The 14,212-nt window shown below is 40.6% G+C and carries 14 protein-coding genes, 1 pseudogene and 1 riboswitch; of the genes and pseudogenes, 5 read left to right on the plus strand and 10 right to left on the minus strand.

Going from position 1 to position 14,212, the window contains the following annotated elements; translation table 11 throughout:
* On the minus strand, nt 1-251 hold a 251-nt coding region (gene frp, locus PX481_RS12595; protein WP_502888600.1), incomplete at its 3' end, for a fluorescence recovery protein.
* A gap of 235 nt (nt 252-486) precedes the next feature.
* The gene (locus PX481_RS12600) at nt 487-1,449 is read right to left on the minus strand and encodes an orange carotenoid-binding protein (RefSeq protein ID WP_002760936.1); all 963 of its coding nucleotides are present in this window, start codon (nt 1,447-1,449) and stop codon (nt 487-489) included.
* Nucleotides 1,450-1,625: 176 nt separating this feature from the next.
* Here PX481_RS12600 and PX481_RS30125 point away from each other — a divergent pair.
* Nucleotides 1,626-1,807, plus strand: a pseudogene (locus tag PX481_RS30125) (hypothetical protein).
* 122 nt (nt 1,808-1,929) lie between these two features.
* On the opposite strand, the gene PX481_RS12605 reads toward PX481_RS30125, so the two are convergent.
* The 6 genes from PX481_RS12605 to PX481_RS12630 form a co-directional block, all read right to left on the minus strand.
* Complete coding sequence (locus PX481_RS12605; RefSeq protein ID WP_002760935.1) at nt 1,930-2,688, minus strand: ABC transporter ATP-binding protein; 759 nt, start codon at nt 2,686-2,688, stop codon at nt 1,930-1,932.
* Between the two features lie 70 nt (nt 2,689-2,758).
* Nucleotides 2,759-3,574, minus strand: coding sequence for an ABC transporter permease (locus tag PX481_RS12610; RefSeq protein WP_002760933.1), 816 nt, complete (start codon nt 3,572-3,574; stop codon nt 2,759-2,761).
* A gap of 86 nt (nt 3,575-3,660) precedes the next feature.
* Nucleotides 3,661-4,701 carry an ABC transporter substrate-binding protein gene (locus tag PX481_RS12615; protein ID WP_002760931.1) on the minus strand — a complete coding sequence of 347 codons (1,041 nt, stop codon included), beginning with the start codon at nt 4,699-4,701 and terminating at the stop codon, nt 3,661-3,663.
* Between the two features lie 63 nt (nt 4,702-4,764).
* Nucleotides 4,765-5,454 carry a hydrogenase nickel incorporation protein HypB gene (hypB, locus tag PX481_RS12620; RefSeq protein ID WP_002734828.1) on the minus strand — a complete coding sequence of 230 codons (690 nt, stop codon included), beginning with the start codon at nt 5,452-5,454 and terminating at the stop codon, nt 4,765-4,767.
* Nucleotides 5,455-5,512: 58 nt separating this feature from the next.
* Complete coding sequence (gene hypA / locus PX481_RS12625; RefSeq protein WP_002760929.1) at nt 5,513-5,869, minus strand: hydrogenase maturation nickel metallochaperone HypA; 357 nt, start codon at nt 5,867-5,869, stop codon at nt 5,513-5,515.
* A gap of 6 nt (nt 5,870-5,875) precedes the next feature.
* Nucleotides 5,876-7,054, minus strand: a complete 1,179-nt coding sequence (locus tag PX481_RS12630; RefSeq protein WP_002732465.1) for an agmatinase family protein — start codon at nt 7,052-7,054, stop codon at nt 5,876-5,878.
* 68 nt (nt 7,055-7,122) lie between these two features.
* Nucleotides 7,123-7,257: riboswitch (guanidine-I (ykkC/yxkD leader) on the minus strand.
* Between the two features lie 234 nt (nt 7,258-7,491).
* Here PX481_RS12630 and PX481_RS12635 point away from each other — a divergent pair.
* The 4 genes from PX481_RS12635 to PX481_RS12650 all read left to right on the plus strand — a co-directional run bounded on the left by PX481_RS12635 (nt 7,492) and on the right by PX481_RS12650 (nt 12,390).
* A complete protein-coding gene (locus tag PX481_RS12635) occupies nt 7,492-8,913 on the plus strand; it encodes a hypothetical protein (protein ID WP_288094679.1) in 1,422 nt (473 codons plus the stop codon).
* Nucleotides 8,882-11,641 (plus strand): FxSxx-COOH system tetratricopeptide repeat protein, encoded by a 2,760-nt coding sequence (gene fxsT, locus PX481_RS12640; RefSeq protein WP_288094680.1) that lies wholly within the window; start codon nt 8,882-8,884, stop codon nt 11,639-11,641. The genes PX481_RS12635 and fxsT overlap by 32 nt, the downstream gene beginning before the upstream one ends.
* 288 nt (nt 11,642-11,929) lie before the next feature.
* Entirely contained in the window at nt 11,930-12,139 is a 210-nt protein-coding gene (locus PX481_RS12645; protein ID WP_002798302.1) for a hypothetical protein, read from the plus strand.
* A complete protein-coding gene (locus PX481_RS12650; protein ID WP_002746390.1) occupies nt 12,136-12,390 on the plus strand; it encodes a type II toxin-antitoxin system RelE family toxin in 255 nt (84 codons plus the stop codon). Before PX481_RS12645 ends, PX481_RS12650 begins: the two co-directional genes overlap by 4 nt.
* 192 nt (nt 12,391-12,582) lie before the next feature.
* Here the strand turns inward: PX481_RS12650 and PX481_RS12655 are convergent, their stop codons facing one another.
* Together PX481_RS12655 and PX481_RS12660 are read right to left on the minus strand one after the other, a co-directional pair.
* Entirely contained in the window at nt 12,583-13,548 is a 966-nt protein-coding gene (locus tag PX481_RS12655) for a permease (RefSeq protein ID WP_288094681.1), read from the minus strand.
* Between the two features lie 154 nt (nt 13,549-13,702).
* Nucleotides 13,703-14,212, minus strand: a 510-nt coding sequence (locus tag PX481_RS12660; RefSeq protein WP_288094682.1) for a chorismate-binding protein, incomplete at its 5' end; no start/stop codon positions are given.

The raw sequence follows: 14,212 nt of genomic DNA on the forward strand, positions 1-14,212 counted from the left end.
AACCATCCTTCCTTTAATAGTTGAGCAAAGACAAAAATTAGGGAAGTATAGCGATAGTCATATTTACCATCAATCTGATGTCGTCGGGCGCTTAGATAATCGTGCATTTGCCAGATATCATCTAAAACCGTGATCTGACCAGACTGTTCTTTAATATGTTCTATTAAAGTGCTAGTTTCTCGCTGATAGGCTTTTTGGAAAGCAGTTTGAGCAATTTCTTGTTCGGTATCTGACCAAATTATTTCACTCATAGGCATGATTTTAGTTTTAGGGATGATAATTTTGGGTTTTTGAACTACCTCGACTCTTTTCGCCCACATCTGTAAGAATGATTGTTTAGTTATTCTTACCTAGATCGGAGAAGAAACCGGTGTATTTACCAATTTTTTTAAGTCAGCCTTTTAATTGTATAAAAAAAAGAGTTCACTTGACAAGGAACTCTAATAAGTTTCATCAGAATTTTTAATGATTTCTCTCAGTAGCTATTTAGCCACGGGCAAAGTTTAATAATTCTTTCGGAGAAGCTAATAAATCGATCGCTACGAAGAAAATTTTATTATCAGGAGTTAGGAGGAAGCGCCATGCCATATTCATACCCACACCCGCACCAAACCAGGGGGTTTGTACTTTTCCCGTCACTTTAATCTGAGTAAAACCGTCATCGGCGGGTTCCACTACACCGCATTCGGGGATTAATTTCAAATTTTGGCATTCTTCGCGGAAAAAGCGATATACTGCCTCTTTACCGACGATGGGACGTTGGAAAGGTGGTTGCAGAGCGCCGTCAGGGGTGAATAATTCAATTAATACATCAAAGTCATTAGCGTTGAGGTTGTCCATATAGTTGAGGACGGTGGCATTGGTAACGCCTTCAATGCTAACTTTGGTCCGTTCGGCAATATTTTGGGGAGGAACCACGGGTTCGGAAATACGGTTATAATCGCCCAGTTTCTTCGGATCATAGCCCATATCGACCACACAATTCCGCAGAACGGTGATTTGTTGTCCCGACTCTAATTTTTTAATCCCGTCTAAAACGGCGGTAGCATTAGCAGATAGTTCATAACCCTTGGGAATTGGGGCAACACTGCCATCTTCCATCCATTGTCCTAATTGATACCAGAATCCCAGCTTGATATTAGCAGACCAAGTGCCATAGGTACGACAAATCGGGGTGTCAGCATGGTTGGCTAAGTCGCACATCACCTGCGACTGTTGCAGGGGTGACATCTGCCGAATTTCATTCATGGTTTTTTCGGCAAACACCATACTAGCAGCGCCGGGGGCGGCAACGGTGATGGTTTTGCCCATTTCTAGATAGGCAAACCAAATCAAGGCTAGTTGATCTTCGGTATTCAGCTGATTGAAACGCGCAATCGTGGCAGGAACCACATCCGCTGATAGCGTGTTGGGGAAAATGCTCCGCGCTGATTCGATCGTAAACGGCATAGATTCACCTTGAAGTAAAGTTTTGTATCAATTTACCCCCATTCTATCATATTTGCGCCCCAAGGCAGCACCGATGGAGAAACTTTCCCAAAAAAAGCTGTACTTTAGATCACACTTGCCCGGGATTATCACCAAATCTTAATGGTTGAACAACTGTTCTATCATTTATCTAGGGTTTGCTGAAAAAGTTTTTCGTGGGGCAGGGTGTGGGGTGTGGGGTATGGGGTGTAGGGTTTTTTAGGGGGTCAATACCTAATTTTCAGGGAAAAAGTGCCTAAATTTCCCCCCCGATCACTGCAAGGGCTGGCACTTTTTGATTGACAAAAAGTCTAAAAGTCTTACCCAACAAGGTTTTTAGATTTATTCAGCAAACCTTATCTAGGTTTTGCGGCAGCAACGAGCGATCGCTGTTTGAGGATGATTTTTGCTGCTCTAATTCGTTTTCAACCCGGGACTACTCTTGATCATCCCTAGTTTTTTCTAGGATTTCTCACCCCGTAGTAGGCCGTAAATTTCATCGGTATAGTCATAAAACTGAGCTTGTCGTTTAATTTTATGATTACGATCTAGGGGTAAATTAATTGTTAATTCCCGTTGTATAGTCCCGGGCCTAGCACTCAAAACATAAATACGTTGAGCTAAAAAAACCGCTTCATCCACATCATGGGTAATCATTAAAATACTACACCTAATTTTTTGCCAAATTTCAATTAAATATTCGTGCATTCTTTCTTTGGTTTGTACATCTAAAGCTGCAAAGGGTTCGTCCATTAATAAAACTTTGGGATGACAGGCAAGAGAGCGGGCGATCGCTACCCGTTGTTTCATCCCACCCGATAGTTCTCTGGGGTAAGCATTAGCGAATTGAGTTAAACCGACAATATCCAGATAATAACAGGCCACTTCCCAGCATTCTTTTGTCGATAATCCCTGTAGTTTTAAGCCAAATTCAACATTTTTTTGGATCGTCATCCAGGGATAGAGTGTATAATTTTGGAAAACCATGCCGCGATCGGCTCCCGGCCCTGTCACTTCAACACCATCAACGGTAATTTTGCCGGAAGTGGGCAGCTCTAAACCCGCAATCATTCGCAACAAAGTTGATTTTCCCGAACCAGAGGCCCCGACCGCACAGACAAATTCAGCACTTTCAACGTGTAAATTAATATCTTTCAGAGCGACCACAGCACCTCGTTTAGTGGTGAAAATTTTATTGAGTTGAGTAATTTCTAAGTGCATTAAGGTTCTTCTCTTATCATTAAAATAACTTTATTGGTGACATAATCAACTCTGTTATTGAGTTTTTAAGTTAACGAGTAATTGACCATTTACAAGTCCACTGCAAAAACAAACGAAAACTTAAATCTAGGGCAAAGCCAATAATTCCCAGGACAATTAAACAGGCAAAAATTTCATCGGTTCTCAGAAATTTCTGGGCCAATAAAATCCGTTTGCCTAATCCATTATCGGCCGCCACCAATTCCGCCACCACTACCAAATTCCAGGCGGCTGCCATATTAACACGAAAAGTATCGATAACATTAGGAATAATATAGGGAGTAATCACTTTAAATAAAACCTGTTTTCGAGTTCCTCCAAGGGTATAAGTTACTTCGATCAATTCACGGGGAATGAACTTAACTGCATCCATAATCATCAGGGTATTAAAGAAAATTGTCCCGATAAAAATGAGCATAATCTTTGATGTTTCTCCAATACCCAAATAAATAACCAATAGGGGAATAAAAGCAGGAGCGGGCATATAACGTACAACGCCAATGATCGGTTCCATTAAACTACGAATACTCGGAAAAGTTCCCATTAAAATCCCCAGGGGAATAGCAAACAATCCTCCCAAAAAAAAGCCCCCAACTACTCGTAAAAAACTGGTAATAGTATCTTGAATTAAAAAGCCCTGTTCTGCCAATTTTCCTAAGGCCTGAATAACGGCTAAAGGAGAAGGCAAAAATACGGATTCAATGCCCGCAAAACTAGAGATTAGTAACCAGAAAATAAGCGGGACAATAATAGAGGAAACCATTAAAGTCCATTTGAGGGATTCGGGAATATCCTCGGTAATCCGCCAAAAAGTGCTTTGAGGAAGCGTTTTAGGTGTTGTGGTCATGGGATTTGCCAAAGAAAAGAATAATTTTGATAGCCAATATCACCCAGTTATCAAACAATTCTTGAAGTCAATGATCGAGGGACTAATTAGGATTTTTTGTCTTGATTTGCCAACGACTTGACAAATTTGGGCTCTAAAATGGTTGTTAGATCGGGGACTTTTTTAATAAAGCCAACTTCCATCATAAAACCAGCCATTTTTTGAGCGGCAAAGGGCATATTTTTTATGGTTTTCCCCGGACTAAAAGCTTCTAGGTTTTCTTCTAAGGTGAAAAACTTCGTTCCCTCTTTATATAAGGCCAATTCTTCTGGGCTAATGCCGGCACGCTTGGCCATAATCTCATCGGCTTTTTGGGGATTTTTAGCCATAAACTCTCGAACATCAAACCAGGTTTTGACAAGAGCCTGAACCTGTTCTGGTTTTTCTTTGATTAATTTGGCACTGACAACTAATAAATCGGGAATAGCACCGGGAAAAGCTTTGGAACTAATTAATTCTTTAGAACCTTTTCTTTTAAGGGCTGTTGACCAAAAAGGTGGAAAAGCACCAACTGCATCTACTTTTCCCGATGCAAAAGCGGCAGCAGCAGCCCCTGTTTCCATGGGGACAATTTGCACATCTTTACGGCTCATTCCTTCTTTTTCTAGAGCTAAACTGAGGAGAAAATCACCGACAACGCCTTCTTCGACTGCAACTTTTTTGCCTTTTAAATCTTGAATAGTTTTAATCTCTTCTGTGACAATAACTTTGTCATTTCCTGACGAGTTATCATTAACTAAAACAGCAACTTGACCATTCACTGCATCTCCCGCAAAAGCGATTGTATCGTTGAGAGTTTGACTATTTCCATCTAATTGTCCGGCGGCCAAAGCTTGTAAGGATTCAAGATAACCATCAAACCATTTCATTTGAACATTAGCCCCATTTTTAGCAAATAATCCCTCTTCTTCAGCGATCGCCCATGGCCACCAACCGGCCCAGTTACTATAACCAATGACAATCGGGGCAGTATTACTCAGAGAACTACTTGCATTGGGGGTTTGCTGAGGAGCTTGATTGCAACTAATGGTCAGGAGTAAGCTACTAAAAAAAACGAGAAGTAAGGAGAAAAAATGGCGCCGTTTCATAGGTAATAGCCTTTAGAGATGACAGCTAGTAAAACAGAAATAAATCTCAAAAACTGTTACTGATTAACAATTCAAAAACCTCGGAATATTGACTTGGCTTTTTAGCCAATTTAACCAGTCTTCTAAACCTTCTCCTGTTTGAGCAGAAAGAGCGATAATCTTTACATCGGGATTCATAGAACGAACATTTGCTTCTAAACGTTGTAAATCAATCTCTAAATAAGGAGCCAGATCTAATTTGGTAATAATCAGACAATCCGCTTCTTGAAACATAATTGGATATTTGAGGGGTTTATCTTCTCCTTCAGTAATACTTAATAGAGCAACTTTAGCGTGTTCCCCTACCTCAAATTCGGCGGGACAAACTAAATTTCCCACATTTTCCACCAACAATAAATCAAACTCTTTGGGGTTATAATCTTCTTTGAAACGATGAATTCCCCCAGCTACCATTTTGGAATCTAAGTGACAGGAGCGACCTGTATTAATGGCAATTACCGGAACTCCATATTGTCTCAGGCGCTCTGCATCTAGTTCTGTAGTCATATCGCCTTCAATAACAGCCATTTTTAATTGATCTTTTAAGGCTGCGAGGGTTTTTTCCAATAATACAGTTTTACCCGCACCAGGACTACTCATCAGGTTTAAACAGGTGATGCCCCACTCGTCAAAATGTTCCCGGTTGTGATCGGCTCCTGCTTGATTGGCATGAAGTAGATTAATTTCTAGGGCCGCGTCAAAAGTTTGGTGCATTTTAGTTGAGAATGAATAATTGATCATCGAACTTGTAGAAGCGATCGCCCAACTTTGTTTAAGAATCTAAAGAATATTCAATGTGGTCAATTTTTAACTCTCGACCTGAACGAATATCCTCCATCGGCGATCGACAAGTTGGGCAGGAATATTGCTGGCCAATTTGGGGTTGATAATCCTTTTGACAGCAATGACAATAAGCAATTAGGGGAATATTTTTAATCGCTAATTCCACGCCAGCCAGAAAAGTATTGGCAGTTTGAACTTCAAAGGCAAATTGTAAACTGACTGGTTCGACACAGGTAAATTCACCAACCATGAGATGAATTTTTTCAATTTTGAGCTTTTCAGGTTGGCTATCATACCAATCTCGAACTGTCATAATTAACGCCTTGGTCATATCAGTTTCGTGCATAGGAAATTACTGCCAGGGTTCGTCAACGGCCAGATTGGCATCAGGATGAATATAATAGGGCTTTTCTTTACGCGGTAATTGACCTGAAATAACCAGATGGGCCATGGCATCACAAATAACACGGGTAGCCATCAAAGAGGTCATATCACTAATATCGTAGGGAGGGGAAACTTCCACCACTTCCATGCCACAAATGGGAGCTTTTTGGATAATTTTACCCAATAAAGCTAAGGCTTCACGGGGTAATAAACCCCCCGGTTCTGGCCAACCTGTACCGGGGACAAAACCGGCATCAATGCAATCAATATCAAAACTAATCCAAACGCAATCCGTACCATCTAAAGCTCGTTCTAAGGCAAATTCGGCGGCCGCATCAATGCCTCGTTCCACAATGTCGGTGACGGTCAAAATATTAGTGGCCCGCTCGCGGCAAACTTTAACACCTTGACGGGGAACTTGCCAACCACCAATCCCTAATTGGACGAGATTTTTAGCAGGAGCATTTTTCATATTGGTGGCATGAAACCAGGGGCAAGTGTGCATCCGTTCATCTAAATCTGTTTCCTGGGTATCCACATGGCGATCAAAGTGAATAATACCGACTTTTTTATCCCCTAAATGCCGACAAATACCGCGCACCGTCGGAAAACCAATAGAATGATCACCCCCTAAAATAATCGGCAATGCGCCGGAACTAAAAACATGGGCAACCCCCTTCGAGATTTGATCGAAGGACTTTTCATTATTAGCAGGAATGGTGAAAATATCCCCCAGATCACAGAGCGTAATTTGTTCGCGCAAATCTACCCCTAATTCAAAATTGTAGGGTGTATAAAGAGCCGAAATCCGCCGAATTCCCTGGGGACCAAAACGAGTTCCGGGTCGGTAAGTTGTCCCCGAATCATGGGGAACACCCACGATTGCCACGTCATAATTGCCCACATTCCGCACATCTTCCAAATAGGGAGCCTTCATAAAGGTGTTAATTCCCGCATAGTGGGGTAACTCACCCCTGGAAAAGGTGGGAATACTGCGATCGCGAATACTATCGGCCGCCTCTAAACCGTAGGTTAACCCCTGGGAAACTTCCTGTTGCCAACCGGTTAGGGGCAAATGGCGTTCTTTTTCTAAGGCCTGTTGAGCTTCAGTTACATGAGGGGGTTGAAAAGTAGATTCCTCGGACATTATTTTACCTCAAAATACAATAACCCGGGAGTCTTCAAAGATACTGCCTCAAAACAGTTATCCTTAAAGTCTCCCGGGCTTTTATCCCGCCGTGTAGCCAGCTTAGACGGAAAAAATTTTTGATCCGCTCATTTAAGACTAGCTTGCTCCTCTCGGACCTGACATTTAAAGAAGTTTAAATCGGAACCCTAGAAGCAATTTCTTTGACCTTAGACGATCTCAATCCTAAAAACAGTATCACAGACTACACAAAAAGGGATTTTTCCCGCTTAAATATGGTTTGCTGAATAATTAGGTGGGTATTAAAAACTTTCAGATGCCCCCCTTATTAAGGGGGGATTAAGGGGGGATCGAACCTAAAATCCATTTTTAATTTAATTATAACCAGCTACTTATATAATAAAAAGTATCTCCAGAGAATGATTTTTCCTGTCTCTATGCAACACGCCTCTCTGACTCGCTTTGAACCTGCGACTACTCTTGATGAAATCCATTTAACTATATCTCCTGAACCCCTATTAACTCAGAAGGAAATAGATGCTTTTTATCGAGAAGAAATGAATAAGGTGAGAGGGGAAGATAAAATTCAGCGTCTAAAATTAGGGTTAAAACGGGTCATAGATACGCAACAATATTACAAAGCCTGTTTAATGGGACACACGGGGGTAGGCAAATCGACAGAATTAACTCGTTTAATTAATGATCATGAGATTAAACAGCATTTTAAACCCCTGCGATTTAGTGTTTTAAGTGAACTCGATGCGATTAATTTCAGTCCCCTTGATGTGTTTCTCTTTATGGTGGTGGAAATTGTTGAGAAAACCGCTAAAATTTCTCGACAACCCAGTGATGAAAATTTACAAAAGCTTTGGGATTGGTTTAGTTCTGAAGAATTTACCCGCAAGGAAACCAGAGAAAGTCAAATCAAAACGGAAGCAGGAGCGGGAGTAAAGGAAGATTCTTTCTGGAATAAAATTCTCGGACTTTTTGCCTCTCTCAAGGGAGAATTCCGGTTTGCTTCCTCGCGAGAGAAAAAAGTTGTTGAATACCGTCTTTCCCGTTCCAGAGATTTAATTAATATTGCTAATCAACTCCTGAAAGAGTGTAATCAGAACTTACAGGAAACTATGCAGAGAAGCTGGTTAATTATTGGAGAAGACTTCGATAAAGCTGGTGTTTCACAAGAAGCGGTCAGGGATTTATTTTTAAACTATTCTAACATTTTCAAAGATTTAGACATTCACATTATTTTTAATATTCCGATTGGATTGTATAATTCATCTCCTGGGATTAACCTCACTTTTGACCATAATCTCCTGATTCCCGATACTCCAGTTTTTTGCCAAAAAGATCATACTCCTAACCAAAAAGGACGGGAAGCAGTGAGAAAAGTTTTAGAAGCAAGAGTTAAATCTAATTTATTTGAAGATGGACAAATAGAGCGGGTTATTATTGCCTCTGGTGGCAATATCAGAGATTTATTTTATTTAGTTAGAGAAGCTTCTGATGAAGCAATTGTCAATCAACAAAATCTGATCATGTCTAGTCATATTAGCAGGGCAATTCGCAGTTTAAGAACAGAATATGAAAGACGTTTAGGTCAAAATCCTTATGATATCGATCATGTTAGTTATGGGGATAAGGTATTATTGTTAAAACGAATTTATGATGCTAATCCGGAAGCACAAATTCCCAATGAAGTATTATACGCTTTATTAAATGATCGAGCGATTCAAGAAGTAGATGGAGACGGGGAAAGATGCTTTATGGTGCATCCCCTTGTGGTTGATATTTTAAATGCTCAAGGTCATATTCCTACTGGTCCCGATGGAGGTGTCCCCGGTGGTACATCAAGTTAATCAAACTAATCAATCGGAGTTAGAACCGGGTACTATTTCCCATACGGCAGCTCGTTTGCTATTGTGGGGACGAAGACCATCTAGAGGTTTAGCTAGGGTGGAATTTTATGATGATTTTTCCCGTCAGCAAGTAGTTAGAGAATTAGAGAATAAACTGCAAGAACAAGGCATTATTTTTCATAAAATTGTCTTACCAAGATGGGAAAAACCCTCTTTTGTCTTGAACTTCTTGTTAACACAATTGGCAGAATTGGAGTCGGGAGTAGTATCAATTACTGGTTTTGAAACCGCTTTTTCTGATGCTTCCCTAGTAGATGCCTTGCAATTAATTAATTTCAATCGAGAAAATTTAGCTCGCTTTAATCTCCGACAAATTTGGTGGATGAATCATGATTTTACTAACAAAGTTATTCTCTATATGCCAGATTTAAATTCTTGGTTTTTCCTGCGGTTATTTTTAACAGAAAATTCAACCCAAGCTACCAACTATAATCAGCTATTTACCGATAAAAATACCGTTCATGATCCCTATAATTTACCAGGAACAGCAGTTAACTTTGTTGGTAGAGAACAGGAATTATCCCGGATTCATCAAGCTTTTCAGCAATCTTCCCCAATTGTTTTAAGTGGGATGGGAGGTTCGGGAAAAACTGAATTAGCTTTACAGTATGCTTGGCAACATAAAGGGGATTATCCTGCGGGTATTTGTTGGATAAATGTCCTTAACAGTGACCCCGGTTTGGCTATTTTATTTTTTGCCAGAGAATACCTGGGTTTAAACATCCCCAATCAGGGAACCTTAAGTGAACGAGTGCGTTACTGTTGGCAAAATTGGCCCGAGGGAAATGCTTTAATTATTTTTGATGATGTGCGTGACTACGACCAAATTACATCTTATCTACCATCAGGAAAAGAATCTCGTTTTCGGGTTTTAATTACCACTCGCTTTAGTTACTTAGGGGTATCGCTATCAACGATAAACTTAGATGTTCTCACAGCAGCGCAAGCTTTAGATTTACTGCAAACCTACTTAGGAAAAGAACGTCTAACCGCGGAGTTAGAGGCAGCCAAGCAACTTTGTCAGTGTTTAGGATATTTGCCTCTAGGATTACAATTACTAGGCAGTTTTCTGAGACAAGCAACCACTGAAACTTTAGCAAATATCAAGGAAAAATTCCCCAAAAAAGGCTTAAAATATCTCAACTCTGATAAGGAGGAAGTCCGCAGTATTAAAACAATTCTCGATCTCAGTTGGCAACTGTTAGAAACAGAAGAACAAAAATTAGCTCTTTGTCTCAGTTTATTTGCTTCGGCACCTTTTCCCAAGCACTTAATCATCAGTTTATTTTCTGATGAAGCTAAAGACGAGATAGAAAAATGGTTAACCGATAGCTTGGTTAAGCTTAATTTGCTGAAATCTTTAGGCAATGAATGGTATCAACTGCACCCTCTCATCCGTCTTTATCTACGGGAAAAATTAGAAGGTTCCGAGATAGCCAATACCGCAAAAAGTCGTTATTGTACGGTGATGACAGATACATCGAGAACAGTCCCCGAAACTCCCACTCTAGATATTATTCAAAATCTGACTCCCTTAATTCCCCATATTCAACAAGCTGTCAGGGAATATCCAGAATATATCGCTGATGAGGATTTAGCCGAGTCCTATATGGGTTTAGCTCGTTATTATAATGGACAAGGATTGTATGCTATTGCTGAACCTTACTGTCAAGCTTGTTTAACCGCAACTCGAACTCGCTTAGGAGAAAATCATCTCGATGTGGCAGATTCCCTCAACAATTTAGCAGCATTGTACTATTCTCAAGGCAGATACGCAGAAGCGGAACCATTGTATAAGAGCTCCCTTTCTCTGACAGAACAGCTATTAGGAGAAAACCATCCCGATGTTGCTACCAGTCTCAATAATTTAGCAGCATTATATCAATGCCAAGGCAGATACGCAGAAGCGGAACCATTGTATAAGCGCTCCCTTTCTCTGTGGGAACAGCTATTAGGAGAAAACCATCCCCATTTTGCTACCAGTCTCAATAATTTAGCAGAATTATACCGATACCAAGGCAGATACGCGGAAGCGGAACCATTATATAAGCGCTCCCTTTCTCTGCGGGAACAGCTATTAGGAGAAAACCATCCCCATTTTGCTACCAGTCTCAATAATTTAGCAGAATTATACCGATGCCAAGGCAGATACGCGGAAGCGGAACCATTGTATAAGCGCTCCCTTTCTCTGCGGGAACAGCGATTAGGAGAAAACCATCCTGATGTGGCAGTTTCCCTCAACAATTTAGCACTATTATACCGATGCCAAGGCAGGTACGCAGAAGCAGAACCCCTGTATAAGCGCTCCCTTTCTCTGACAGAACAGCTATTAGGAGCAAACCATCCCGATGTGGCAACTTCCCTCAACAATGTAGCAGGATTGTACAATTCCCAAGGCAGGTACACAGAAGCAGAACCTCTCTATCTAGAAGCATTAGATTTGAGAAAACGACTCTTAGGAGACAATCATCCCGATGTGGCAACTTCCCTCAACAATTTAGCAGCATTGTACTATTCCCAAGGCAGATACACAGAAGCGGAACCTCTCTATCGAGAAGCGATTAAGATTGCTACCCAAGTATTAGGGAAAAATCATCCCGATAGCCAAACAATTATGGAGAACTATAAAACTATGTTGTCGCAACTCCGGCAGGCAGAATTAAGATGAGTTAGAGTTTAAATGCTTGGGAAAATGGGGTTCGCAGGCGCACGGCTTTTCCATTATGAATATAATATCATGTCAAGGGGCTTTTGTCAAGAGAAAATTTTGACAACATCCAGAAAAACGTAGCCTATTGTAGGGGTAATTCATGAATTACCCCTACACCTATTACCTAGTCCAGTAACCCACCACCTAATCATCGACTATGATTGGAATGATTGAATGATGGACTATGATGGAATTAATCACTGATAACTGATGACTGATTACTGATTACTGATTACTGATAAAGCTATGACACTCAAAGAACAACTAATTAAAGAAATCGAGCAGACACCTGACACCCTTTTGACTGAATTACTTGACTTTTTGCTCTTTATCAAAGAACGACATACTGCAATAGAAATTACAGAAGAAGAGCAAGCTAACATAATCGCTTCTGAATCAGCTTATCAAGCAGGAGACTATCTAACCCTCGAAGAATATGAGACAACTCAAGCGTGAACTACAGAGTTATTATTCCGAAACCAGTTCAAAAACAACTAAACAACTTACCCAAACAACAACGCGAACGCTTAATTACTGCCATTAGACTACTTACCGATACACCTCGTCCTAGCGGAGTCAAGAAACTCAAAGGATATGATGAAACCTACCGAATTAGAATAGGAGATTATCGCATCATTTACAAAATTCAAGATCAAGAAATGCTGATTATCATATTGAGTAGTATTCATCGAAAAGATGCTTATTGAACCTCTCAGTAGGTGGGTGGAGTGAGAACTATAAAACTATGTTGTCGCAACTCCGGCAAGCAGAATCAGGATGAGTTAGAGTTTAAATGCTTGGGAAAATAGGGCTTGTAGGCGCACGGATTTTCCATTATGAATATAGTATCATGTCAAGAGGCTTTTGTCAAGAAAAAATTTTTCTGACCCGGAAGAAATTCAACCTAGATAAAAACTGAGGATCAGAGCCACTAAAAAAGTCATTAACAGGCATAAAATTCCGAAATAAAGGACGATTTTAGGACGGAAAGCTGATAGGAGGAGGATAAAAGCTTTAATATCAATGAGGGAAGCGACCAGTAAAAAAGCTAGAGTGGAACCCAGGGACAGATTAGTAATTAAAGAACCGGGGACAAAAGCGCTAAGACTGGCATTAACAGAAAGGGTGACACCTAAAAACAACTGCACGAGAATTTGAGTAACGGCAGTATTCCCCCAGGCAATTAATTGACTCTGAGGTAATAATAGCTGAAAGACACTAGCGATCGCACAGCCTATAATTAATAATCCCCCTAATTCCAGCGCTTCATCGATAAAGTTATCGAGAAATAACTGCACAGAAATTGGCCAAGCTTGCCTATCTCTAGCTTTATACTCATAAACAAGACTGCCGACTCTTTGTAGGGGTTGACTGGCTGCTTCCTCCGGTAAAAAACTACCGGAAAGAACTAAACTCGATTCTAGGGGAATTTCGCTATCGGTGCGGGGTTTTTCCCGGTAGAAACTAAAGAGAGTACCGATAACAATTGCCATTAACCAGACCGAAAGCGATCGATAGAAGAAAATACTAGAATAGGTGAAAGTCTGCCAAGTTAGCCAAAGAGTGACGATATTTAGGGTAGGTGCAGCGGTGAGAAAGCTAAACACCACCCCTGGGGGTACTCCCTCTAATAAGAATCTTCTAGCGACGGGAATCGTGCCGTATTGTCCGACCGGTAAGATTAATCCGATTGTACTGCCAACGATCGCTCCTAACAGTCGATTACGGGGAAATATCGCCGCTAATCGCTGTTTATTGACGAAAACCAGCAAAAAACTGGAAACGGCTGCCCCGAAAAGTAAAAAGGGAAGCGAGGTCAAGAATAAACTAAGAAAAAAAGTAACAGCGATAGAAATTTGATTCATGAATAGGGTTCAAGATCGGAAGCTATCCTACAAAATAGCAGATAAGGTAAAAAGTAAGTAGTCCTGCCAAATTAATTTCTTGGTTAGGATAGGCACTCATGCAAAAGGCACTCATGCAAGATGCAACAATAGGTTAGTTTGTTGAAATCAAAAATTAAAAAGAACGTAAAGCGATTAATTGTGCTTCAGCTTTATGAAGGGATTCTAACCATTCTTTTTCGGGATCACTATCGGCAACTATTCCCGCTCCCACCTGTCCCCAAACGGTGTTTAAATTCCCTTGAGCAGTCATTAATAGGGTACGGATGAGAATATTCAAATCTAAATGACCCCGTAGGTCAATATAGCCACAGGAACCATAGAATAAATTGCGTCGCACCGGTTCCAATTCTTCGATAATTTCTAGACAACGAACTTTCGGACAACCGGTAATTGTTCCCCCGGGGAAAAGAGCTTTAATTAAATCAATAGCATGATACTTTTTATCTAATTTTCCTTGAACATTACTGACCAAGTGCATAACGTGACTATAACGCTCGATCGTCAGTAATTCATCCACATGAACCGATCCCCATTCACAAACTCTACCTAGATCATTACGTTCTAGATCCACTAGCATAATATGCTCGGCCCGCTCTTTTTTATTAGTTAATAGTTCCTCGGC

This window comes from Microcystis sp. M53603_WE2 (assembly GCF_030065435.1).

Bases quoted from the DNA above. Each gene is read 5' to 3' on its own strand.
- PX481_RS12615 (WP_002760931.1), bottom strand. From the start codon at position 4,701: ATGAAACGGCGCCATTTTTTCTCCTTACTTCTCGTTTTTTTTAGTAGC.
- fxsT (WP_288094680.1), top strand. From the start codon at position 8,882: ATGGAGGTGTCCCCGGTGGTACATCAAGTTAATCAAACTAATCAATCG.
- PX481_RS12610 (WP_002760933.1), bottom strand. From the start codon at position 3,574: ATGACCACAACACCTAAAACGCTTCCTCAAAGCACTTTTTGGCGGATT.
- PX481_RS12635 (WP_288094679.1), top strand. From the start codon at position 7,492: ATGCAACACGCCTCTCTGACTCGCTTTGAACCTGCGACTACTCTTGAT.
- PX481_RS12605 (WP_002760935.1), bottom strand. From the start codon at position 2,688: ATGCACTTAGAAATTACTCAACTCAATAAAATTTTCACCACTAAACGA.
- PX481_RS12655 (WP_288094681.1), bottom strand. From the start codon at position 13,548: ATGAATCAAATTTCTATCGCTGTTACTTTTTTTCTTAGTTTATTCTTG.
- PX481_RS12600 (WP_002760936.1), bottom strand. From the start codon at position 1,449: ATGCCGTTTACGATCGAATCAGCGCGGAGCATTTTCCCCAACACGCTA.
- PX481_RS12630 (WP_002732465.1), bottom strand. From the start codon at position 7,054: ATGTCCGAGGAATCTACTTTTCAACCCCCTCATGTAACTGAAGCTCAA.
- PX481_RS12645 (WP_002798302.1), top strand. From the start codon at position 11,930: ATGACACTCAAAGAACAACTAATTAAAGAAATCGAGCAGACACCTGAC.
- hypA (WP_002760929.1), bottom strand. From the start codon at position 5,869: ATGCACGAAACTGATATGACCAAGGCGTTAATTATGACAGTTCGAGAT.
- hypB (WP_002734828.1), bottom strand. From the start codon at position 5,454: ATGCACCAAACTTTTGACGCGGCCCTAGAAATTAATCTACTTCATGCC.